Annotated in this window: 28 protein-coding genes and 1 pseudogene; 14 read left to right on the plus strand and 15 right to left on the minus strand. The window is 47.7% G+C overall.

What is annotated here, in order from left to right:
• Positions 1 to 109: 109 nt before the first annotated feature.
• The 3 genes and pseudogenes from D1841_RS08455 to D1841_RS08465 all read right to left on the minus strand — a co-directional run bounded on the left by D1841_RS08455 (position 110) and on the right by D1841_RS08465 (position 1,456).
• A pseudogene (locus D1841_RS08455) lies at positions 110 to 314 on the minus strand (excisionase).
• Positions 315 to 667: 353 nt separating this feature from the next.
• Positions 668 to 1,102 carry a phage tail tube protein gene (locus D1841_RS08460; protein ID WP_160642604.1) on the minus strand — a complete coding sequence of 145 codons (435 nt, stop codon included), beginning with the start codon at positions 1,100 to 1,102 and terminating at the stop codon, positions 668 to 670.
• Between the two features lie 111 nt (positions 1,103 to 1,213).
• Entirely contained in the window at positions 1,214 to 1,456 is a 243-nt protein-coding gene (locus D1841_RS08465; RefSeq protein WP_201751253.1) for a hypothetical protein, read from the minus strand.
• A gap of 362 nt (positions 1,457 to 1,818) precedes the next feature.
• Between D1841_RS08465 and D1841_RS08470 the strand changes: the two genes are divergently transcribed.
• Together D1841_RS08470 and D1841_RS08475 are read left to right on the plus strand one after the other, a co-directional pair.
• Positions 1,819 to 2,376 carry a helix-turn-helix transcriptional regulator gene (locus D1841_RS08470; RefSeq protein WP_160642605.1) on the plus strand — a complete coding sequence of 186 codons (558 nt, stop codon included), beginning with the start codon at positions 1,819 to 1,821 and terminating at the stop codon, positions 2,374 to 2,376.
• A 791-nt stretch (positions 2,377 to 3,167) separates the two neighbouring features.
• A complete protein-coding gene (locus D1841_RS08475; RefSeq protein ID WP_160642606.1) occupies positions 3,168 to 3,581 on the plus strand; it encodes a hypothetical protein in 414 nt (137 codons plus the stop codon).
• 83 nt (positions 3,582 to 3,664) lie between these two features.
• Here D1841_RS08475 and D1841_RS08480 read toward each other — a convergent pair whose 3' ends face one another.
• Positions 3,665 to 5,044: an MATE family efflux transporter gene (locus tag D1841_RS08480; protein WP_237076246.1), complete on the minus strand. Its 1,380-nt coding sequence runs from the start codon at positions 5,042 to 5,044 to the stop codon at positions 3,665 to 3,667.
• Positions 5,045 to 5,152: 108 nt separating this feature from the next.
• Entirely contained in the window at positions 5,153 to 5,506 is a 354-nt protein-coding gene (locus tag D1841_RS08485; protein ID WP_160642607.1) for a helix-turn-helix domain-containing protein, read from the minus strand.
• Between the two features lie 168 nt (positions 5,507 to 5,674).
• Here D1841_RS08485 and D1841_RS08490 point away from each other — a divergent pair, with 168 nt between their 5' ends.
• From D1841_RS08490 to D1841_RS08515, 6 genes are all read left to right on the plus strand, one after another.
• Entirely contained in the window at positions 5,675 to 5,854 is a 180-nt protein-coding gene (locus D1841_RS08490; RefSeq protein ID WP_160642608.1) for a helix-turn-helix domain-containing protein, read from the plus strand.
• Positions 5,855 to 5,858: 4 nt separating this feature from the next.
• Positions 5,859 to 6,536: a response regulator transcription factor gene (locus D1841_RS08495; protein ID WP_160642609.1), complete on the plus strand. Its 678-nt coding sequence runs from the start codon at positions 5,859 to 5,861 to the stop codon at positions 6,534 to 6,536.
• Entirely contained in the window at positions 6,529 to 7,290 is a 762-nt protein-coding gene (locus D1841_RS08500) for a HAMP domain-containing sensor histidine kinase (RefSeq protein WP_160642610.1), read from the plus strand. Before D1841_RS08495 ends, D1841_RS08500 begins: the two co-directional genes overlap by 8 nt.
• A gap of 153 nt (positions 7,291 to 7,443) precedes the next feature.
• On the plus strand, positions 7,444 to 9,408 hold the full coding sequence (locus D1841_RS08505; protein WP_160642611.1) for an FtsX-like permease family protein: 1,965 nt from the start codon (positions 7,444 to 7,446) through the stop codon (positions 9,406 to 9,408).
• Positions 9,409 to 9,423: 15 nt separating this feature from the next.
• Positions 9,424 to 9,633 (plus strand): hypothetical protein, encoded by a 210-nt coding sequence (locus D1841_RS08510; RefSeq protein ID WP_160642612.1) that lies wholly within the window; start codon positions 9,424 to 9,426, stop codon positions 9,631 to 9,633.
• A 144-nt stretch (positions 9,634 to 9,777) separates the two neighbouring features.
• Positions 9,778 to 10,158 carry a metallophosphoesterase gene (locus tag D1841_RS08515; RefSeq protein ID WP_347564030.1) on the plus strand — a complete coding sequence of 127 codons (381 nt, stop codon included), beginning with the start codon at positions 9,778 to 9,780 and terminating at the stop codon, positions 10,156 to 10,158.
• A 320-nt stretch (positions 10,159 to 10,478) separates the two neighbouring features.
• Here D1841_RS08515 and D1841_RS08520 read toward each other — a convergent pair whose 3' ends face one another.
• From D1841_RS08520 to D1841_RS08540, 5 genes are all read right to left on the minus strand, one after another.
• A complete protein-coding gene (locus D1841_RS08520) occupies positions 10,479 to 10,682 on the minus strand; it encodes a helix-turn-helix domain-containing protein (RefSeq protein WP_160642614.1) in 204 nt (67 codons plus the stop codon).
• Positions 10,654 to 11,112: an RNA polymerase sigma factor gene (locus D1841_RS08525; RefSeq protein WP_016289134.1), complete on the minus strand. Its 459-nt coding sequence runs from the start codon at positions 11,110 to 11,112 to the stop codon at positions 10,654 to 10,656. The genes D1841_RS08520 and D1841_RS08525 overlap by 29 nt, the downstream gene beginning before the upstream one ends.
• A gap of 259 nt (positions 11,113 to 11,371) precedes the next feature.
• On the minus strand, positions 11,372 to 11,560 hold the full coding sequence (locus D1841_RS08530) for a cysteine-rich KTR domain-containing protein (protein ID WP_081644115.1): 189 nt from the start codon (positions 11,558 to 11,560) through the stop codon (positions 11,372 to 11,374).
• A gap of 10 nt (positions 11,561 to 11,570) precedes the next feature.
• Positions 11,571 to 11,768 (minus strand): helix-turn-helix transcriptional regulator, encoded by a 198-nt coding sequence (locus tag D1841_RS08535; RefSeq protein WP_160642615.1) that lies wholly within the window; start codon positions 11,766 to 11,768, stop codon positions 11,571 to 11,573.
• On the minus strand, positions 11,761 to 12,102 hold the full coding sequence (locus tag D1841_RS08540) for a DUF3796 domain-containing protein (RefSeq protein ID WP_160642616.1): 342 nt from the start codon (positions 12,100 to 12,102) through the stop codon (positions 11,761 to 11,763). Before D1841_RS08540 ends, D1841_RS08535 begins: the two co-directional genes overlap by 8 nt.
• A 108-nt stretch (positions 12,103 to 12,210) precedes the next feature.
• On the opposite strand from D1841_RS08540, the gene D1841_RS19100 reads away from it, so the two are divergent.
• Positions 12,211 to 12,768, plus strand: coding sequence for a hypothetical protein (locus D1841_RS19100; protein ID WP_237076248.1), 558 nt, complete (start codon positions 12,211 to 12,213; stop codon positions 12,766 to 12,768).
• A gap of 196 nt (positions 12,769 to 12,964) precedes the next feature.
• Here D1841_RS19100 and D1841_RS08550 read toward each other — a convergent pair whose 3' ends face one another.
• The 3 genes from D1841_RS08550 to D1841_RS08560 are packed head-to-tail and all read right to left on the minus strand — an operon-like array spanning position 12,965 to position 14,933.
• On the minus strand, positions 12,965 to 13,186 hold the full coding sequence (locus D1841_RS08550) for a DUF4368 domain-containing protein (RefSeq protein ID WP_237077165.1): 222 nt from the start codon (positions 13,184 to 13,186) through the stop codon (positions 12,965 to 12,967).
• 17 nt (positions 13,187 to 13,203) lie between these two features.
• Positions 13,204 to 13,863, minus strand: a complete 660-nt coding sequence (locus D1841_RS08555) for a DUF6551 family protein (protein WP_201751255.1) — start codon at positions 13,861 to 13,863, stop codon at positions 13,204 to 13,206.
• A complete protein-coding gene (locus D1841_RS08560; RefSeq protein ID WP_237076250.1) occupies positions 13,860 to 14,933 on the minus strand; it encodes a ParB N-terminal domain-containing protein in 1,074 nt (357 codons plus the stop codon). Before D1841_RS08560 ends, D1841_RS08555 begins: the two co-directional genes overlap by 4 nt.
• On the opposite strand from D1841_RS08560, the gene D1841_RS08565 reads away from it, so the two are divergent.
• The 5 genes from D1841_RS08565 (at position 14,932) to D1841_RS08585 (ending at position 19,393) form a co-directional block, all read left to right on the plus strand.
• Positions 14,932 to 15,123 (plus strand): hypothetical protein, encoded by a 192-nt coding sequence (locus D1841_RS08565; RefSeq protein ID WP_160642620.1) that lies wholly within the window; start codon positions 14,932 to 14,934, stop codon positions 15,121 to 15,123. The genes D1841_RS08560 and D1841_RS08565 overlap by 2 nt on opposite strands.
• A gap of 50 nt (positions 15,124 to 15,173) precedes the next feature.
• A complete protein-coding gene (locus tag D1841_RS08570) occupies positions 15,174 to 15,785 on the plus strand; it encodes an IS1 family transposase (RefSeq protein ID WP_160642621.1) in 612 nt (203 codons plus the stop codon).
• A gap of 96 nt (positions 15,786 to 15,881) precedes the next feature.
• Entirely contained in the window at positions 15,882 to 17,996 is a 2,115-nt protein-coding gene (locus D1841_RS08575) for a glutamine synthetase III (protein ID WP_160642622.1), read from the plus strand.
• Between the two features lie 153 nt (positions 17,997 to 18,149).
• The gene (locus D1841_RS08580; protein WP_160642623.1) at positions 18,150 to 19,043 is read left to right on the plus strand and encodes a YafY family protein; all 894 of its coding nucleotides are present in this window, start codon (positions 18,150 to 18,152) and stop codon (positions 19,041 to 19,043) included.
• Between the two features lie 77 nt (positions 19,044 to 19,120).
• Positions 19,121 to 19,393, plus strand: a complete 273-nt coding sequence (locus D1841_RS08585; RefSeq protein ID WP_371721648.1) for a zinc ribbon domain-containing protein — start codon at positions 19,121 to 19,123, stop codon at positions 19,391 to 19,393.
• A 69-nt stretch (positions 19,394 to 19,462) separates the two neighbouring features.
• Here D1841_RS08585 and D1841_RS08590 read toward each other — a convergent pair whose 3' ends face one another.
• Entirely contained in the window at positions 19,463 to 20,992 is a 1,530-nt protein-coding gene (locus tag D1841_RS08590; RefSeq protein ID WP_160642624.1) for a putative ABC transporter permease, read from the minus strand.
• Positions 20,993 to 21,441: 449 nt separating this feature from the next.
• Positions 21,442 to 22,122 (minus strand): MgtC/SapB family protein, encoded by a 681-nt coding sequence (locus tag D1841_RS08595; protein WP_160642625.1) that lies wholly within the window; start codon positions 22,120 to 22,122, stop codon positions 21,442 to 21,444.
• Between the last annotated feature and the right edge of the window lie 272 nt (positions 22,123 to 22,394).

Here is a 22,394-nt window from a genome sequence, read left to right on the forward strand (position 1 = left end):
GTTATCGCTTATGTCATGTCTGTGATAGGATGCTTCCATCTTTTTCTCTCCTGCCTTTTATATGATGCTTCCATTCTGTCACGATCCTCTCACCTTGTGTAGACACTATTTAAATTGCGTCCAGCGTATCAATTATTTTTTCAAACTGTTTCCGCTTGATCTGGATACGGTTGCCGTTCATAATCACCCAGCCAGCCGCAGGATTTTTTTCTGCCGGCTTCCGCAGCTTGTTTTCTCCGATGCGGAAATACTTTGCAGCTTCTTCATATGGTAAGGGTGTATTTTTCCCAGATAGGCACGTCGGCATAATTCATCATATTAAAATCCCCCCTTTCATAGTTGGGAAACATAGTTAAAAGGTTTAAGGGGGGAAGGTCGGCCTCGGCTTCCATGATCTCCTTGGCGGCGGCCTTTAAGTCCGGCTCCACCATAGCTAGGTAAACCCCGTATTTGTCGCTGCGCCCCCTGTCTGTGCTATCGTCAATCTCGTTACATTCCGCAATCTCGTTATAGGTCAGGCTGCGGATGGTGATATCCTGCTCCAGGCCGGGGACGTGCAGCACCTGCTTCTTATGCGCCTTTTTGTCCTGCAGCCGCTGCATGGCCTTGCGGGAAAATTCAGCCAAAAGGCTCTTTTTGTTTTCTGCCATTGTAAGTACCTCCTAAACTATGCGATCTTGTCCAGGTTCACAAGGTCGGACGGGGTAAAGCCGCCGCTAACCTCCTGCTCGATAATACCGCCCATTTCCATGGTGACAAGGGGCAGCTCGTTAAACCAGATATTATCGCAGCTGTAGCGCTCGATCTGCCCGCCCACGGCGTCTGGGTCTGCCAGCTTGGTAATGATCTGGCTGCGCTGGTCGATGCCCTTTTTCCAATTCTCAAACACGGCGTTATACCGGGAGTATACCTTTTTGGTGGTAATACTCAGCTCACCCTTGAGGCCGGTCATCTTGCTGTCTACGTCCACGCCTATCTGCACGTCTTCCCGGTTGGCGGTTATCTTAAGCTCCACCTTAGAAAGCTCAAAAATCTTCTCGCCGTCCACCCATACCTCGCCCCAGGTGCCGGAAAGGGTTCTTTTTCCTCTGATTTTGCCCATGCGTTTTCCTCCTTTCGCTTACGTGCGATGTTTTCCGCTCCCGCGCAGCGGGATGCCCGCTTTGCAAGCAGGCAAGGAAAACTCGCCAAACTTGCGCTTGCGCAATGTTTTCTACATATTGCAAACCAGGCTCAGGTCTTCCATGGCGTCCACAAACTTGACGTTGCTGGAAATAAACACCTTAGAGCCAGTGTTGTACTTGGCAATGTCAATGTCGCTCATGTCGGTGGTATCAATGCCCTTGCCCTCGATATACAGCCGCTGCTGGTCGATATCCACGGCGGCGGTATTGTCAGAGCTGCGGTCAAGCACATTGCCCTCCAGGGATTTCTGATAGGCGATAATAGCCGCCACAAACGCCTGCTTGTTGTCGTAGTCATTGATGACCTTGTTTGCCTGTATTCAATACGCGAAAGTGCATTTTTAGGGAGTCCAGCAGCCTGGGATAGCTGACATCTGGGCAGGCCCGCCTCTTCACGGCGGCGCTGGATTTCTTCTATCTTAGCAACTAACAAGGTGCCACCTCATTTCATTTATTACCCTTAACGGTAACTTTCGTATAAAGTATAGCATACCTAAAAAGATAAGTCAAGAGGTTTTTTTACATTTGTGTTGTCTGATTAGGTAATCCGTGATATACTAGCTCTAGTCCCACAAATATATCCCCAATCGCTGTGGATAGTCTAAAAATCTAATTGGGAGCAAGAGAGGAAAGTATGACCACAGGACAAGTTATCCGTGAATTGCGCGTAACGCGCAACTTAACACAGAAAGCGTTATCAGAGGCTACAGGAATACCAGTCAGAACACTTATAAATTATGAGAATACTGAAAGAGAACCTAATGCCAAAAATATGGCTATTTTGGAACGGTTTTTCAATGTAAGCGCAGCATATCTGCGTGGTGAAGCAGAAGTCCAGGAAGTGGAGCCAATGGTCAAGGACGCTATGTCTTTAGAAATTGTGCGAGAGAAACTACCTAAAAAGCTACAGGAGTTATCTGCTTTATTAGGAAATGGCAAGGACGCCGAGGTGGAAGTGGCTTATCATGTTGTAGCCGAGCTAACCCATGTCCTCAAGATGGAAAATCAAGTCCAGCGTAACGCAGCCCTGTCTATTCTTCAAGATATGGTTGCGACTACAGTATTCTTTTTGGACACCTGCGAAAACTGCCAGCGAGATACCGACCCCGCTGGCCGGGTAAATCATGCAAAGAGTGTTGTAAAGACGCACATGGCGCAGGCCCTTTCCAAAGGCGATATTTTTTTTGGCTAAATAGATACATCTGTAACTTGATTGCCGATACTATACCACAGACTTTTTCCCTTGTGAGCGTTTTGGGAAGAAATCCCATTTTTCGGGATTTTTCCCGCATTTTGGGATGCCTTTTAGAGCCTCTCCAGAATCGTTTAAGGAACCTAACTTTTCAAGTGATAATAAAAATCAGCGCGGACATTTTGAAAAAATCACGCCCCGGCAAAACAGCCCGAAAACCTAGTGTTTTCAAGGCGCGGACACACTTTCCTAGCGCGGACACAAAATGTCCGCGCTGTTTCCGCTTGAAAGCAAAAAACAAGCCCTTTAAGCGGCGTTTGGGCGTGTTCGCTTAAAGGGCTGTTGTTATTTTCTTAAAAGCTGCTTAAACCGCGCCAATACTAGGTTTGTGCGGTTTCTTAAAAGGTTTCTTGTGTGTCTTTAAACGCTCCTAAAAGGCAAATCTGAGCGGTTGGCAGCCTTGCGCCGCACAGGCCACTTTGGGGCCGAAAACGGGCAAAAAAATTTTGCAATCCCATTTTGCGAGATTGCAAAATTTCCACCAAAATGCAAGTGGTTTTCCGCGAAGAAACCTAGTATTTAAGCCGGTTCCCGGAGTTTTCCACATTTTTTCATGTTGAAAAGTAGACCCGTCCTGGGTTTCTCACTCTTCACGAAAACTTACAATAGACTTAACATTTACCAGAAAGAAATCTTGGTTGCGCCCCTACAGTCCCAATTATAAATTTCATTTTGCTACAATCAAGTTAAAAATGCGGCTAATTGGTCTCAAGAAAAGAGGGTACTATGCAATGGTTTTTAAGAACACATATGGTGGTGGCTTAGATATACAGAATCCTGGGTATAGCTACCTTAACAGAATTCCTACGATGGAAGAATTATACTCGAATTTTGATTCGTATCTATCTAAAGATGCAAAATACCATAAAAATAAAACTATAATAAAAACAACCGCATATGCTAAACCGGGCTATAGAGAATATAAAATAGTAGGTGTAATGTGTAAAGGCTGGGATTTCCATTTTTACAGACAAGATTCAGATGGATACTGGTCTCATAAACGCGGAACTAATAGTGGCATATCACAATATGATGCGGCAGGCATTAAAATTTTGAACCCTGCGAATTGCAATAGAAATTACGGGCAAAAATATAATAACTATTCTTCTTTTATGGGATATTACATGGTTACATACAAACGTTAGCAATGCCATTCGCATGGACAGATGATTCAAAAAAGAAGAACACCCCCTGCTTTTCAGGCAGAAGGTGTTCTTCTTTTTTGCTTTTATCGGGACACAGCGGTTTCCAGGTTTTTAATCTCTGTACGGTACAACCGGGCATACAGCACTAGGGAAATTGCCAGGGAAACGCACTCAGCAATAGGGAAGGCCCACCACACTGCGTTTACCTGCCCGGTAAAGCGCGCCAGCATCCAGGCGGCAGGCACCAGGATAACCAATTGGCGCAGCAGGGACTGCATCAGGCTGTAAGTCCCCCGGCCCACAGACTGGAACAGGGTAGAGCCTACAATGCCCAGGGCCGCGAACAGGAAGCAGGTGCAGATAATCCGCAGGGCAGGTATGCCGATTTCCAGCAGTTCTTCCGAGGCACTGAAGATGCCCAGAAGCCACTGAGGGGCCAGCAGGAAAAGCAGGGTACCTGCCAGCATAATCACCAGGGCAATGGCACAACCATTATAAAAGGCGGAAAGCAGGCGCTTTTTGTTCTTTGCCCCGTAATTATACCCCATAATGGGCAGAAGGCCCTGGGTCAGGCCAAACACAGGCATGAATACAAAGGACTGCAGCTTGAAATAGAGGCCGAACACCGTATAGGCGGCAGTGGAAAATCCGGAGAGTATGCCGTTTAAAGCCATGGTCATCACCGTACCGATAGACTGCATGACAATGGCAGGCAGCCCGACGGCGTAGATGTCCCGGATAATAGTGAAATCCAGCTTAAAGCCCTTGAAGGTGATATGTACCCTGTGCTCCTTGACAGCCACAACCACCGCTGCCACCAGCATGGAGAGGATCTGCCCGCCCACCGTGGCGATGGCGGCCCCGGTAACGCCCATAGCAGGCAGGCCGAACATGCCGAAAATCAGGATGGGATCCAGGATGATGTTGGTGAGCGCGCCAATAAGCTGGAAAATCATGGGCCATATCATATTGCCTGTGGCCTGTAAAATCTTTTCCAGGGCCACCACAATAAAGCTGCCAAAGGAGAAAATGCAGCAGATAGAAATGTACTGATCCCCCATATGGACAATCTCCGGGTCAGACTCAAACATCTGGAAGAAGGGGGTGGTGAAAAATGCCCCGTAAACGGCGAAGGCCAGGGAGGTGACAACTCCCAGCAGAATGCCGTGGGAGGCGGCAGCGTCTGCCTCCTGCTGTCGGCCCTGCCCCAGGCGCCGGGAAATCAGGGAGGTAATGCCCACGGAGGTGCCCACCGCAAAGGAGATCAGCAGGTTTTGGATAGGGAAGGCCAGGGACACCGCCGCCAGCCCCTTTTCACTGACCTGGGACACGAAACAGCTGTCCACAATATTGTACAGCGCCTGCACCAGCATAGAGAACATGGCGGGCAGGGCCATGGAAAAAATCAGCGGCAGCATGGGGGCCGTTCCCATCCGGTTTTCTTTTGACATGGATTTTTCCAAGATAATTCCATCCTTTCTCTGTTTTTGCATAACTATGTTATTATACCAAAATGGTTGATTATCTCAAAAAAGCCTTGATTTACGGGCATACAAGCAGGATTTCAAGGGCTATTCTTCCTCACCCTCAACTTCTGCGATCTCCCGCGCCGTGGCGGTGACTATCCGTATTCCCGTATCGCTCATATCGTCCAGCAGAGCGTCAAGCTGCCGCCGCTGGGTATTCTTCCCGGCGGGCTGCTCTAAAAGGAATTGGTCTACCGAGATATTATAGCGCAACATAAGCTCAAAGAATATCTGTAAGCTGGGGTGCTGCCCCTTGTTCTCAATATTCGCAAGGTAGCGAGGGGATATATACATTTCGTCGCATACTTTTTTCCGGCTCTCCTTGCGCCCTTTCCGGGCTGCCTTGATTGCTTCCCCAAAATCCTTAAAGTCATATCGTGGTACTGGTCTTTTTGCCATATTCATTCACTCTATTACATTTTACTGTTCACCTTTCTTCTTGGATATGTCTACACTATTCTACCAGTTAGCTAAAATAATTCCCAAACTTAACAAAAAGTATCTTGAAGTTATTCGGCTAGACGCATATAATTATACTGATAGAGATTAGAGAAAGGGTGAATGAAGATGTTAGAGTATATTTCTGCCCCGGAAGCGGCGAAGAAATGGGGCATTTCAGAAAGACGGGTGCAAAAGCTATGTGAGGAAAACCGTATACCGGGCGTGGCAAAATTCAGCCGCTTGTGGCTGATACCAAAGGACGCTGAAAAGCCAGTAGATAAAAGAAAAAAGGAAAGCAGGGGGTAGACACATGACACAGTATAAAGTGTTAATCATAGAGGACGATCTGAACGCAGCACAATCCATTAGCGATTTTTTAAGTGCTTGGGGGTTTCAATGCGAATACTTGAAAGAGTTTCAACAGATAACAGAGCAGTTTATCAGATTTAAGCCGGAAATTGTTTTGTTAGATATAAAGCTCCCACATTACAACGGCTATCATTGGTGTGAGGAAATAAGGAAAATTTCAAAAGTACCGATTATCTTTATTTCATCAATTAACGATAATCTGAACATGATTTTAGCTATGAATATGGGCGGTGACGATTTTGTTGTAAAACCCTTTGACCTAAATTTCTTGCTTGCAAAAATCAATTCCCTGTTACGGCGCACTTATGATTTTCAAGGGGCAATGAATGTAGTTGCTTGCGGTGATGTCATATTAGATTTGGATAATGCAAAGCTGCAATACAAGGGAAATGTATTGGAATTATCGCGCAATGATTATATTATCCTAAAAGAGCTTATGACCCACAGCGGAAAAAGCGTGTCCCGTGATAAACTTATGCAAGCATTGTGGAATGACAATACTTTTGTTGATGATAATACACTTACGGTCAATGTGACGAGAGTAAGAAATAAATTGAGTAAGATCGGGCTTGATGATTTTATTGTTACCCGGAAAGGAATGGGCTATCAAGTTGGATAAAAAGTATTTTCTTATTTGCTATCTGAAAGATAAATATAAAGTAATGGTTGTATTTTGTGGATTGATTGTATGTAATGTCTTTATGTATTTCCTTTATGATGTTCGTATGGAGCCAATCCTATACACGACTTTTCTGCTTATTCTGCTTGTGCTGCCTTTTGCATTTCGGGATTTGCGCAACACTTATCAAAAGTGTGAACGATTGAACAATATCAAACAAGCAAAATTACCTGCTATGCCTAATTTGGGGGCGGCTGATACCCTTGTGGAAGAAAGCTATCAGCAGATAGTCAAAGAGATTTTGCAAACATGGCAGAATGAACGGGCAAACCAGCGAAAAATAAACGCAGAAAGAGATGATTATTATACGCTCTGGACGCACCAAATAAAGACCCCTGTTTATTCTATGGATTTGATGTTGCAAACAGGCGACACCACACCGTCCAAATGGAAAACGGAGTTGCTGCAAATATCGTGTTATATAGATATGGCATTAAAGTATTTGCAGTTAGAAAACCAATATTCCGGCTTGTTTTTGGAACGGGTGGAGTTATTGCCGTTGGCACAGGAAGCAATCAAAAAGCACTCTGTTGTCTTGATTTCAAAGAGGCTGAAAATAGACTTACATGATCTGAATGGTACAGTCCTCACTGACAGGAAGTGGCTATTGTTTATATTAGAGCAGTTGGTTTCAAGCGCTGCGAAATATACAGAACAAGGTTGTATTTCAATTTATCAGCCTACACCCTTGTAAATATGTGTTAGTGATACAGGTATGCAGGGCATGTCTTATTTATCCGTGACGGACAGCTTTTTAATCAACTGTATCGTGGAAATATGGATAATGAAGCCTTTGGGGAAAAGATTTCTGACAATCTGAAAATCCTTTTACAAAAGGAGGAATTATATGCGTAACTTTTATATCCGGCTTGCAGTTTCTAATATTAAAAAAAACAAGCCCGTGTATTACCCGTTTTTTTTGACAAATATTCTGTCTGTAATGATTTTCTATGTTATGGCTTCAATCCAAAACCAGACGATCATTGCTACACTACCCGGAAGCTATATATTTGTTCAGTTTCTTAAAGTGGGTGTTGTTATGACAGGAATGTTTGCGGGAGTATTCCTCTTATACACAAACGGACTGCTCATACGGCAGCGAAAAAAAGAACTGGGGTTATATACAATTTTCGGTTTAGAAAAAAAGCATATCGCAAAAGTGCTTATGCTTGAAAGCCTGTTGCTTACAACCACCGGACTTGTGGCGGGTATCGTTTTGGGTATCGTTTTGGGGAAACTCTTTTTCCTTGTTTTGCTGAAATTGCTGCACTTAGATAGCGGGCTTACATTCCAGTTTTTAACGGAAGCACTTATGCAGACAGGTATTTGTTTTATAGTGATCGGTGTTTTCATCTTGTTTTACAACTTGTTTTCTGTTATGAAAGCGAAGCCTGTTGAACTGTTGTATGCTGCTCATAAAGGGGACAATTACCATTCTTTTGTATGGGTAAAAGCCTTTTTAGGAATTATATGTATTGGGGGTGCATATACACTGATTTTCACTACCTCCTCACCTATTGACATAATTGGGCGGGTGTTTCCTATTGCATTGTTAATTTTGTTTGGAACATTGCTTTTCTTCTCGTCCTGCTCTGTCGTTCTTTTGCAAGCTCTAAAAAAGAATGACCGCTACTATTATAAACCACAGAACTTTATTTCTGTTTCCGGTCTTATTTACCGATTGAAACAGAACGCAAAGGGACTATCAAATATCTGTATTTTAAGTACGGTTGTTATGGTTATTGCCACAACAACACTGGCGTTATATGTCGGACAAAAGGAAATGCTCTCTTTCCGTTTCCCAATGGAAACAAAAATCTCTGTTTCCGACATAGCTGACGGACAGCCAACTTTGCCGCAGCTTGTTCATCAAACAGCAGAGCAATATGATGTGACGATAAGCCGGGAAGCTGATTACAAAGTTACCTATATCAGTGGTGTTTACAAAGACAATACCGTTTCTGTTTATCAGCCGGATATATACCCGCCGGATATTACTTGTGGTGTTTATCTGATAACATGGGAAGATTATAGCCGCATAGCAGAAAGTGCAGAACCGCTTGAAACTGATGAGGTTTTAGTATTTTCTTCTTCAAGAGATTTAGGTGTTTCAGAAGTGAATTTTGATAGTTTGAAATACCGGGTAAAAAAAGAGTTATCGGAATTTGCTATACAAAATAAAAGTATTTTGTCCTCTGAAACGAGATATTTCTTTATTTGCCCGACACAGAAAGACATAGATAATATTCTTGCCGAGCTGTCGCCCGCTGAAAATAAATTCAAGCAAACATATAGCATGATGTTTGACGTGGCAGATACAAAGGAAACTGATTTTAATGCTGTTTTACAAAATCAAGTAGTTTCAAATTATGCCGGGGCAAAATATGAAAATGCAGAAAGCGAAAGGCAGAGTGATAATTATACCTATGGGAGATTTCTGTTTATTGGACTACTACTTAGCTTGCTATTTATGGTTTTTCTGACCTTGGTTATTTATTACAAGCAGATTACGGAGGGATATAGTGACCGATACAATTTTGAAGTCATGCAGAAAGTAGGGCTTGACCGAAACGAAATATCGGCAATAGTCCGCAAAGAAATTCGGACTATGTTTTTCTTCCCGCTGTTTATGGCGGTTATCCATTTGGCTGTTTCACTTTATGCAGTTGCTATGCTGCTTTCCACGCTGGGGCTGACAAACATTTTGGTACTTTTGCTCTGCGCTATTTCAATATCTTTGTTGTTTGTTTTTATCTATATAGCAATGTATTTCAGCACCGCAAGAACCTATTACAGAATAGTGACAAACTGATTGAAAGGAGTAAATATGAGTTTTAATTTTGGAATTATTTTTGCTGTTATCTGCATTATTGGTGGTTTGCTTATGTTTATCTTATATAAGCCGTTTTGGTGGCTGATGAAGAAAAAGGAAATGCCCGATCATTACAAATGGTATTTGCGTATACCGGGAATTTTGCTTATCTTGTTTGGCATTGGCATTGTCGCCATAAGTATTATTAACGATTTCATGTTTTGATTAAGGGGTGCAATCCCTCAACAATAAATGGTACGGGAAATGAGAAAAAGGCTCACTAAAAAAACAAAGATAATATTCTGTATGCTAAGTGCTATAATTTTTGCCCTACTCATTTGGACGATATGGGGAAATACGGCGTTGACAGTGAATAACATAAAAATTTCAAGCAGCCGTATTCCCGCCGTATTTTCCGGGTTTCGGATAGCACAGGTATCAGATTTACACAACGCAGAATTTGGGAAAGGCAATAAAAAGCTGCTGGAATTGCTATCAGAAAGCAAGCCGGACATTATTGTAATAACCGGGGATTTCGTGGACGCAGGACATACAGATATTGACGTGGCTTTTGATTTCGCAAAAGTGGCGGTTAATATTGCGCCTGTCTACTATGTGACAGGGAACCACGAAGCAAGAACAGCTTATAGAAAACTGAATGATAAAGTGATCTGCCGCACGACGGCAAAAGAAAAAAGCCGTCGTATGATAGCTGCTCATAAAACAGTATCAATCAACAAACTGAAATAGGGTAGCTGTCATACAGGGTGCAGGAAAAGACGAGTGAGAAGCGATTGCTTTTTACCCGTCTTTTTTCTGCCTGTTACGCAGTAGAAACGCGATTTCGACGATAAAGGTATAAAACCCTTAACTTGCCTTAAATGCGCTCTGAAAGCCGCATAAAATCAAGGGATTTTTATCTCTAAATGCGAACATACAACAATGAATTGAGAGCGCAAGCGGTCTATCCGATTGCGCTCTTGATTACCCCATAGCAAGGACAGGGAAAACCGTCAAGGACGCGAAGCGCGAAGTTTATCCTTGACGGCTTTCTCTGGCTTTGCTACTCGTTACCTGTCAAAACGGAATTGCAGGATAGCTTTGATAAGCTGTGTTTTCAAACGTTCTTGAATATCGTCGTTGATATGTCCCCGGTATTTTGACAGATACTTAATGCGTGGACTGTAATGCTGTAAAACAAGTTCAATCGCTTCTGGCTCTCCGGCAATCGCTTTTTCAATGACATCAAAGGGTACCAATTTTTTGTTCCTCATCTTTTGACTTTAACCATTCCTTTCTTAACTGATTCAATGCTGCGTGCTTCCAGTAATTCGCTGTACTTCTGGAACGTCCATATTCATTCCCGATTTTTGTATCGGTATAGCCCAGAAAGAAATACATCAGCAAGACAGTACGCCGCTGTTCTGGAAGTTTGGAAAGAACATTTGCTAACCATTCACTTGCAACAATAATCTCCTGTCCTTTCACGACAAAGACAGTTGGCTTGTCATACTGCTCAAAGTAATTATCTGTTGTAAACGGTTCAAAGGACGTTTCGGACATCAGATAGTCAAGTGATACTTCGTGCTTCTGTTTCCGTCCAAAATCGCGGTATGCACTGATTGCCGCATTACGGAGAACAATCTTACAAAAAGCAGCAAAAGAATATTCGACACACTCCATGAATTGTTCAGAATACTTCATTGTTTCATCACCCCCTTTCTTCCCAGTAGGGGGCTACTACAACAAACGCCCATGCAGCACAGAGCTACATAGGCGTTTGAATAATGTGATTTATAAAAGTATGTATGATGTACTGATAGTTCATATTCATGGGCAGAAATTTCCGTTGTGTTGGTTAGGCTTTTTTTAACGAGTTTGATAATGCTTGTATAATGGCAAGTAACATAATAAAACCTCCGTCTAAAAAGAAAAAGCCGATAGCCGCTATATTTCAAGCGTGCTATCGGCTCTGCGTCTGTGCGTCTGGCTCTTTAATAACTGATATATTTAGGTGTTTTACATTGATTAGTGTTTCATGCTTGCATTTCGGGCAAAATAGTGGAAATCGTTCAAGTACCGTATCTTCTCGTACTTTTAACCGTGTTTTATTACCACAGATGGGGCATAGTATCCAATTATCTAAATTCAATAACACCACCTCAATCCTCAACTGTAAATATTTCTTCGATTGCAACTCCAAAGACTTTCGCTATATTCCATGCGAGTACCAATGAGGGATTGTATTTTCCTTTTTCGAGATTGCCTATTGTTTCGCGACGAACTCCGACTTTAGAAGCAAGTTCTTCTTGTTTCATGTCAAAACGCACACGATATTCTTTTATCCTATTTTTAATCATTATCTGCCCCTTTTCGTTCTTTCCATTCCAAAATAATAAGTGCAAGAGTAACTGCAAAACTCAATCCAAAGGACATAGGGACAGCTTTAGTTCCGTCGTAAACATAGGAACATACAAACATAAAAGGAACAAGAGAAATCATTTCTGACATAAATGCAAACGTAGCTGCTTTCTGGACATTAAGTCGAAAAAACTCATCGGGGATTACCCAAAAATATCGAATGTAATATGCAAATCCCAAAAATCCATATAACCCAGTATTCTCGGTACACCAACCTAAAATAGCTATTAGTGCCAAGAGAGATAAAAATCCTAAATAGTTGATTTTTTTCATAGTAGTTTTCCTCCTTTTTTGTGGTGTATTTCGCACTTTATGTTATAAATATACCACATAAGAAGTTTCGTGTCAAGCGTTAATAAAGGTACTGGAAATAGAGGAAACATGAACAGGGGGGCGAATAGCTTATCCGTAACTAAACAACAAGTTAGAAAGCGTTATAATCTTTGCAGTTTGCAATTTTTTTCTTTCGCTTTTGTTTGGCATTTTAGAAACTTTTCCGTAGTAGGAGATAAGAAAAAATTTTTGAAAAAATTCTCTCAAAACTTCGGCAAAATTGCTCTGTGTGGTGTTGTAGGTATTGAGAGGAAAAGCAGTGGGTTTGGGAAACTTCCCAACAAGCAAAAATCGCCCGCTGTCGGCAGACAGAAAACGGACGATTTTACGGAAAGGGTACCTCTTTCCTATGCTTGCTCCGAAACTTATCACTTTAATAAACATAGAAAGGACGGGAAAGGAATGGAAAGGAAACGGAAAATCAAGGACGGGCATATCGTGGTGAAAAATCCGCTATATCAAGAAATGCCAAAACAGGAAGTAGCGATAAAATCCGGCAGGACGCTCTACCGCTTTACGGGAAGCTATGACGGAGAAAGGAGCCTGCCCCACAAGGTTCTGCGCCTTATGGGACAGGAAAAAGCAGAAAAAGATGTTGAAGAATGAACGGGAAGCCGCTATAATAGCTTCAAGCAATCCTGTATTGGCAGACTGCCCGCCGACGAAAGGAGCAGAAATTATGTTAAGGCAGTCTGACAAAATTACCGCCCTCTATTGCCGCTTATCACGCGATGATGATATGACAAATAGACGTAAAGCCAAGTGATTTTTTTCGGCATCCATAGGGGATGCCGTTTTTCTATTATTGGATAGCCCCGACAAATTTGTAGTAGATGGTAATGCGCTTTTCCTTACCCTTGCGGCAGCGCCCCATACCTGGCGTTTCGTAAATCGTAATCCGGTCAATCAGTTCATGAAGCATGAAGCGGTCGAGTTTTTCAAAGCTGGTGTATTTTCGGATAAGGTCAGCGAAGCGGTCAATATCGGCCTTAGTATCCCGAACCTTTTCCAGTGCCTTTTCCATCTCTGCAATGTTCGCTTTCAGCGTTCATAGGTTTTCAGAAACAGCGCCATGCCGGAGAGCATAGACGCACGGAGGGAGATGGACGCGCCGTGCCATGTGCTGTCCAGTAATACCAGCAGGCGGGAAAAAGCCGCTCCGCCCAGCAGACGGTAGGCGTTGATGATTGCGCGGGTAGAGAGGATTTCATAAGCGTCACCGCTTTTCTTATCCAGCACCCACACAAAGCCCGCCGCCTCCACAAGCCGCTTGATTTCCAGCACCTCCGCATCCGTGCCGGACTCCAGCAGGGCTTTTGTTGCGTGGGAGAGCCGCAGCCGGCCTTTGGACTGATCCAGCTTGAAATACAGTTCGGCTTCCTGCTCGTAACTCAAACCGGTATAAATCAGGCAGGGGACGGTTACATTGCCGCCGTCTGCCATCTTCCGCATGGCGGCGATCCGGTGCTGCCCGTCCACCACGTTAAATTTGCCGTCCCGGAAGCTGACTACCAGAGGGGTCAGCAGGCGGTCAACGTCCTCCGGCTCCACGGGCCGCTGGTAGGGCAGGCCGGAAGTAAGCTGGTTGCTGGATAAGTCGCGCTGTACGCCGGGGTTCGCATACTGTGTTTCTGTTAAAAGGTTCTGCTGTTCCGTGCGCTCCGTACCGGGCGGACGGCGTTTTTTTCGATAACTGCTCATACATTTATTGTCCTTTCCATTTGATTTAATAAGTCCGCCATTGCGGAAGAAATGCTTTCAAAACGCTGCCGGACAAACTCAAACTGCACTTTGGAGATGTGGGGGAACACGATAGTACAAAAGGGGTCGTGATACCACGCGAAGCCTTTATGAAAGGTCTGCACAAAGCCGTCAATGTCTGCCAGGAGCGTATCCGGCGTGTAGCTGCAATCCTTGTCGGGATTTTTCAGGTCGGCTATGGATTCCTCCAAGGTGTCATAGTGCTTGTCGCCCAGCGAATAGGGGACAGTGGGCGGCGCTTCCATGACCGGCTCAGAGGGGTGTTCCGGCTCCTGCGCCGGTTTGGTCTGCCTGGGAGGTGCCAATGGCTGAATTTTATCTTCTGGTTTGATTTCCTCAGCCGCCTGCTGTATAATTCCGTGTCCCCGCTGTTCAGCCTCCTGCATCGGTTCAGGTTGTCTGTAAAGTTCTGCCGGCTGAAATTCATCAACAGACTTAATTTTTCCGGCGGCCAATTCATCTGCTGCCTGTCCTTGATATTCCGGTTTTAGACGGGATAATTTCAAGGCGTTCTGCTTTGTGATTTTGCTTCCCGACTTCTGGATAATATCTTTTGCTTCTTCTGTCAGGTTTTTTGCGGTTTGAATTTGCCGCCTGACGGTACTTGGGGCAACTCCTAACTTTTCTGCTGTGTCATCCACAAAAGATTTGGAAAAATCAGATGTGCATTTTGCACATCTGATTTTTTCGCTTTTCCGGTCGCCGCCGTTTTTTGCATATGGATTGAGCATTTCATAGATTTCCTTGCGCCGCAGAAGCAGCTTTCCAAACTCCAGAGTTTCCAAATCGGCCCGCACAAAGTTCTCGTCTATCTCGGCAAGTTCCGCCTGTAAACCCTCCAGGCTGCTGACATTGCACTCGATTTCCGCCCAGCCAAGCAGCTTTGCCGCTTCTAGCCGGTGCAGTCCGGCAATCAGGATATAGTCCCGGTCAACCGTGATGGGGTTTAACAGCCCTAGGGCAGATTGGATACGTCCCTTTTGCGCCGAGCTATACGGCGGGTGCGCCATGACGCTAAATGAGTTTGAAAAGTTCATTCTAAACCGCGGGTATCTGTACGACACCAAAGAGGAATTGAAAGCCGAATATGATCGGTCTTGGAAAGCCAGCCACGGAATCATGGTAACGGCGGAAGAGTTCGCGGCGGAGGTCAAAAGCCGCGTGAAGTGGGACAAGACGCTGGACACGTCGAAATTGTAGACCCGAAGCGGCACGCGTATCCGGAAGAGACCAGAGAACTGGCGATCAAAATGTACTACGGCGGGATCAGCGGCTGCGGCGTGGGAAAAATACTGGGAATGAACAAATCCGATGTGGCAAATTGGATAAAAAAGAGCGCGAAGAATGATGTGGAAAAGTGCAAAACTCTTTGCGCGCCTGAGACGTTAGAGCTGGATGAGCTGTACTGGTTCCTGGAACGCAAGCCCCGCACGGAAACGCGGGAAAACATCTATATCATGACGATGGTGTGCAGGGAGCCACGACAAATTGTAGGTCATGTGGTGAGTGTGGACAAGTCTTCCCGGACAATCCAGCAGATGGTGGATGCAGCCCCAGAGGCTCGGAAGTACTGCACGGATGGGTATAGCGGCTATCTGGACATGATCTTCCCTGGAAAGCACATCTTCAATGCCCATAACAAAAGTGATACCTTCACAGTGGAAGGCGTCAACGCTGACCTGCGGCATTATATCCCGACTTTGGCACGGCGCAGCAGGTGCTTTCCCAGAAAGCTGGAGAACCTTCAGTCCATTCTTACTGTTTTCGTTCGCGCTTATAACCGCTTTGGCGCACAGAAAAGCCGTTATCTCTCCCGCCATCCTGGGGCTGCCGTCCCTTTTTCGCTCTTTGACTTCCTTTAACTCCGCCTTTGGACACTCCCAGTGCCCCCTCTGCCTTGACAAATCCGGGCTGTTGGGATACAATAACAACCAACAAAAAGGAAAGAGGGGTCTGGTATGGGAACGTGTGCGGAAAACAGGAAAAGCGTGCCGGCGCTGTTTGGCAGCGCTGTGTTTAACGATGACGTAATGCAGGAACGGCTACCCCGGGATGTGTACAAATCCCTGCGCAAAACCATAGATGAGGGCAAGGATCTGGATCTCACCGTGGCAAACGCCGTGGCCTCTGCCATGAAGGACTGGGCGGTGGAGCAGGGGGCCACCCACTATACCCACTGGTTCCAGCCATTAAACGGCATTACCGCCGAAAAGCACGACAGCTTTATCTCCCCCACCAGCGACGGCCGGGTAATTATGCAGTTTTCCGGCAAGGAGCTGATAAAGGGGGAGCCGGATGCCTCTTCCTTCCCTTCGGGAGGCCTGCGGGCTACCTTTGAGGCCCGGGGCTACACGGCCTGGGATCCCACCTCCTATGCCTTTGTAAAGGGGGATTCCCTGTACATCCCCACAGCCTTCTGCTCCTACAGCGGGCAGGTGCTGGATAAAAAAACGCCCCTTTTACGCTCCATGGAGGACTTAAGCCGCCAGGCTGTGCGCATCCTGCGGCTGTTCGGAGATGACAAGACAAAGCAGGTGATCACTACTGTGGGGCCGGAGCAGGAATATTTCCTCATTGACCGGGCGCTTTACGAAAAACGGGCGGATCTGCGCTTCTGCGGGCGCACCCTTTTCGGCGCCCAGGCGCCCAAGGGGCAGGAACTGGAGGATCACTATTACGGTTCCATCAAGCCCCGGGTGCAGGCCTTTATGAAGGAACTGGACGAGGAACTGTGGAAGCTGGGCATTTTAGCCAAAACAAAGCATAACGAGGTGGCCCCGGCCCAGCATGAGCTGGCCCCCATTTTTACCACCACCAATATCGCCTGCGACCATAACCAGCTTACCATGGAAGTGATGAAAAATGTGGCTACCCGGCATGGGCTTACCTGCCTGCTGCACGAGAAGCCCTTTGCCGGGGTCAATGGCAGCGGCAAGCACAATAACTGGTCTATTTCCACAGACTCCGGGAAAAACCTGCTGGAGCCGGGGAAAAAGCCGGAAGAAAACCTTTTGTTTTTGCTGATTCTGGCGGCGGTTATCAAGGGCGTGGACGAATATCAGGATTTGCTGCGGATTTCCGTAGCTTCTGCCGGAAACGACCACCGGCTGGGGGCAAACGAGGCGCCTCCCGCCATTATTTCCATGTTCCTGGGAGACGAGCTGACCGCCATTCTGGCGTCCATTGAAGAGGGCAGGCCCTATGAGGGCGCTCCTTCTAAAAAGCTGGAAACCGGGGTGCATGTGCTGCCGGACTTAAACATGGACACCACTGACCGCAACCGCACCTCCCCCTTTGCCTTTACAGGCAACAAATTCGAGTTCCGCTCCTTAGGCTCTGCCATCTCCATCGCCTGCCCCAACATTATGCTCAACACCATTGTGGCGGAGGAGCTGCGGCAGTTTGCGGAATTCCTGGAAGGCCCCGGGGAGCTTGCCCCCCGGGTGACGGAACTGGTGCGCAAGGTGGTGACAGCCCACAAGCGCATTATCTTCAATGGCGACGGCTACTCCCCAGAGTGGGTGGAGGAGGCAAAGCGCCGGGGGCTTCTCAACCTGCCCACCACGGTGGACGCTTTGCCCCGGTATCTGGATCAGAAAAACATCGAGCTGTTCGCCCGACATAAAATCTATACCGAGGCGGAAATGGAGGCCCGGTATGAGACGATTATGGAGGAGTATGTAAAAACCCTGCACATCGAGGCCCTCACCATGATTGGCATGGTGCGCCAGGAGGTGCTGCCTGCTGTGAGCCGGTATGTGCAGGGCCTGGCGGAGGCGGTAAACGCCAAGCGGCAAGCCGTAAGCTCCCTGCCCTGCAGGGCGGAGGCTGCCCTGATTGAAAAGCTTTCCGGGCAGATGGACAAGGCCTTTGAGCTGGTGGAGTATCTGGACGAAAAGCTGGGGAACCCCCGTTCCCGCAGCGTGAACATACTCTCTGCCGCCACCTATTACCGGGACGTGCTGGTGCCTGCCATGGAGGATCTGCGGGGCGCGGTGGACGCTATGGAGATGCATGTGTCGGCAGAGTGCTGGCCCTATCCCACCTATGCGGACTTGATGTTCCGGGTGTAGCGGTTAAATGTACTCTCCCGCCCTACGGGCGGGGGAGTACACGGACGACACTGTTCCGGGTGCAGCGGTTAAATGTAAGGCTTATCACAACATAATGGGAAGCGGCCCGGGGCGCGTCCTCCGGGCCGCTTTGTGCGCGAAAGGGAGAGGAACATGGCAGACAGCAGGCTTTTTAAAATGCTATACTACCTTTTGGACAAGGGCCGCGCCACCGCTTCCGAGCTGGCGGAAAAATTTGAGGTTTCCCAGAGGACGGTTTACCGGGATGTGGAGGCTTTAAGCGGGGCGGGCATCCCGGTTTACGCCGAGCCGGGGCGGAAGGGCGGCATCTGCCTTTTGCGGGGATTCACCCTGGACAGGGCCGCCTTTTCCCGGGAAGAAAGGCAGGAGGTGCTGGCGGCAGTGCAGGGCATTGCTGCCACAGGGTATTCGGGAAAAGAAACTCTGGCAAAGCTGTCGGCGGTTTTTCAGGCTGATATGGAAAACTGGCTGGAGGTGGACTTTTCCCGCTGGGGAAACAGCGGCAGCGACAAGGAGAAGTTTGAAGGGCTGAAAACAGCCGTGATACAGCACAGGGAGACGGAGATTGTCTATGAGAGCAGCTATGGCCAAAGGAGCCGGCGCACCATCCAGCCCCTGAAGCTGTGCTATAAGGACGCGGCCTGGTATGTAAAGGCTTTCTGCCTGGAGCGGCAGGACTTCCGCGTTTTTAGGCTGAACCGCATCGTAAGCCAGAAAGTGACGGGAAGGGTTTTTGTGCCGCAGCCGTATCCGGAGCCGGACAGCGCTTCCCAGCCTGCATACCAGCGGATTTCCCTTTTGTTTGCCAAGGAGGCGGCATATCGGGTGTATGACGGGTTTGACGAGACGCAGATGGAGCGCCGGGAAAACGGGGATATCCTTGCCCGGGCGGAATTGCCTGTGGACGCCTGGTTGATTGGATACCTGCTGTCTTTCGGAACCCTGGTGGAGGTAGTGGAGCCGAAGTATCTCAAGAAAATCCTGGCCGGGGAGGCGAAAAAAATTTACGAAAAAAATAAACCATGACAGAGGGTGTCAGGGTATATATGGTATCCTATAGCCATAGCAGACAGCTAAAAAATCTTAGAACGGAGGAGAGAGACATGCAGGAAATGAACCCAAAATTCTGCCAGTGCTGCGGGATGCCTTTGGGAGAGGGAACGGACATGCAGGGCACAAACGCTGACGGCAGCAAAAACGGGGACTATTGCAAATACTGCCTGGACAAGGGAGCCTTTACCTTTAACGGCACCATGGAGGAGATGGCCGCCTTCTGCGCGCCCAAAATGGCTGCCGCCAATCCGGGCATGACAGAGGAACAGGCGGAAAAGGCTATGCTGGAGTGGTTCCCTACCTTGAAGCGCTGGAAAAAATGAACAGGCAGGAAAGAAGCAGGGCTTGGGTTTTCCAAAGCCCTGCTTTCTTCGTGCTGTTTAGAGCAGCCTCTAGGGCAGCCGGGGGGTGCGGGTGAAGATTTCCGGCTTGCCCACATATTCCATGCTGGGATAAATAATATCCAGGAACTCATCGGGAAAATAGTAATCAAAAAACTGCTGGATGCCTGTGGAGGCGGGGACGCCGTTTATCCGCTCCGACTGGCGGAACACAGCGCCGGCAGAGAGAAGAATGTCTATTGCCATAAAGATGGAAACGCCGATGGTTAAGGCGCGGCCCAGCTTTTTGGGAATGCGCTCAATGGCCCGGGAGAGAACCGGATACAGGTCTTTCAGCCAGATAAGCCCCAGCACGCCCCAGAAGAAGGAATACATCAGGTTGGTGCGGCCGCTGACATTTAAGACAGAATCGCTGTACTCCCAGGAGACTGTGCCAAAAAGGGACTGCTGCAAAAAGCTGCACAGGTATTCAAAGGCTCCGCCAATAAACATGCTGGCTATGAAAATCAGCACGTCCCGCTGGTTATACATCTTATAGAGGAACAGGGTGATGGCTACAGCCCCAAAGCCGTATACCAGGATGAAAGGCCCCAGCACCACGCTGACCCGGAGCTGGAACTGGTGGGGCGGCACCACCAGGGCATAAACTGTCTCCAGGCAGAAGCCAGCCACGTTCCCGATCATGAAAATCCAGAAAAGCTTCTGGAAGCAAAGCCCATAGGCAAAGGGGCGCTCTGCCCCCTGGGGCAGTTTTCCCTCGTATACTGCCACGGCGTTTTCGCTGCGGCGGCGGATAGCCTCAGAGGATTTGCGGCGGAACACGTTTACATTCTGCCGCAGGGCCTCCAGCTCCTCATTGTGGCGCAGGGAGTGGAGATCCGGGAAAGCCTTTAAGAGGCGCTTGTGCAGATAATTTGCCTGCAGGCCCTTTTCGTACTTTTCTTTCAGGCGGGCTGCTTCTTTCTGCCAGTCCTTCTCCAGATCCTGCACAGCGGCGGCCCCGGTGTACAGCCCCTGCCCCAGGCGGTCGGAGCCGGCCCGGAGCTTCATGGAAACGTATTCCAGGTTTTTCAGCTTCCGGTTCAGGCCCGCAATAGACACCACCGTAACCACGAAGTCGGCAAAGAGCAGGGAGAGCATAACCGTGAGCAGCACCCAGCCAATGGAGCGGGGGATCTTGTTTGCCAGCATCCCGGCAAAGGGCATAACAAACCGCACCACTGCCGCCCCTGCCAGACCCCAGACAATGGCAAAGCTTAAACACACATAGCCCCCGATGTTGTGGGGCTTATCGGAGTAATCCCACCATTTCTGGTGGAAAACCTTTTCCAGCAGAAAGCCTGCCAGCCACTCCAGCCCTGTGCCCAGAAACATGGAGCCTACAATGAGCACAGCCAGGTTGTCCCCAAAGGGCTTCATAAGGAAGTCAATAGTGAGAACTCCCAAGCCATATATGGGGCACAGGGGGCCATTGAGAAAGCCCCGGTTTACAAACCGTTTTTCTTCAACGGCGGCATAGACCACCTCGCTGCACCACCCTAAAAAGGCAAATGTAAAAAAACACCACAAATAGATATACATAGATTTTTCAGGCTCCCTTTTTATCATACAGCATATTGAATGGCAAAGGCGCTTGAAAATTGGCTTCTGTCAACTTTCAAGCAGGCGGCTTATTTTAAGGCAACACCGCACAATTCCTTGCTTCCGCCTTATGCGGTATTGTCTTAACTATAGCACAAAACAGGAGGGCTTTCCAGCAGAATTTTGCGCCTGTAAAAATGGCGGCTTTGTAATCTCTTTGTTGCTTGACAAAGGAAGATTCTGGCTATACAATAAGTAGTGTAAGGATGACCCCCTCTCAACAGATACAGGGGTTCCGCCTTACCCAACCCTCTAACTATATTTCCCAGGTCCGGCAATATCCCAGCCCGGGCACCTCCGGGGGCTTTACCACTCCCGGAGGCTTTCGGGCCGGGCGGAAAATGCAGGCGGCGCATGGCTTTCATGCGCCGCCTGCATTTTCCTTGTGATTATGTATCTATGGAGATGATTTCCGGGAAATCCTGGGTAAGCTCTACCAGCTTTTCCGCGTCAAAGTCCAGAGGGAAGAGCACATCCATTTTGGCCTCCACCGCTTTGTCTTTCCCCACGCTGAGATGGGTGGAGATGACCCGCACCTGCATTTCTGTGAGGGCGGCGGCAATCTGCTCTGGGGCCGCGCCCCCCTCCCTTACCCGCAAGTGCATCCGGCCCATCTTTTTTTCCTTCACCAGATGCATGGTGTGATGGAACACGTATTGCAGCACCAGCAGAATAATCGTGCTGCCTATCCCTAACACCCACATGCCTGCGCCGATGGTCATGCCAATGCCCAGGGTGGCCCAGACGCCTGCCGAGGTGGTGATGCCGGTGATGTTGGTTTTGCGGTTGAGGATAATGCCTGCGCCCAGAAATCCCACGCCGGTGACAACGCCTGCCGCCACCCGGGAGGCGTCCACCTGGACGCTGTCATAATGCACCACGTCAAAAAAGCCGTATTTGGACACGCACACCATCAGGGCCGCCGCCATGGAGACAATGGTGTGGGTGCGGATGCCTGCCTTTTTCAGCCGGGCCTCCCGCTCCGAGCCGATTGCCAGCCCGCACAGCGCCGCCACGATTACCCGCAGGAGATAATCGCCTTCTGTCAGAATAAAGCTGCCCCAATCCATGACCATTCCTCCTTAACCATAAACATACTTTATAGGAATCCATATTATACTTGCTTTCAGAAAAAATGTCAAGTTTTGCGAAAACATTCTGGCAAAACTCCACAGTTTTTTGTGATAAAGAAAGCAGCAGAGAGCCAAGCTGTGGCACCCTGCCGCTTTGAAGGGATGAAATTTCTGCGAATTTACTGTGCAGCCCTCCGGCATTTTTGTACGTCTGAAAATTTGGGAGAAGGCCAGCGCAAAGAACCGGGCCTGCTAAGCCGTGGGTTTCC

The organism is Neglectibacter sp. X4, assembly GCF_009917365.1.
Taxonomy (GTDB): Bacteria; Bacillota; Clostridia; order Oscillospirales; family Acutalibacteraceae; genus Acutalibacter.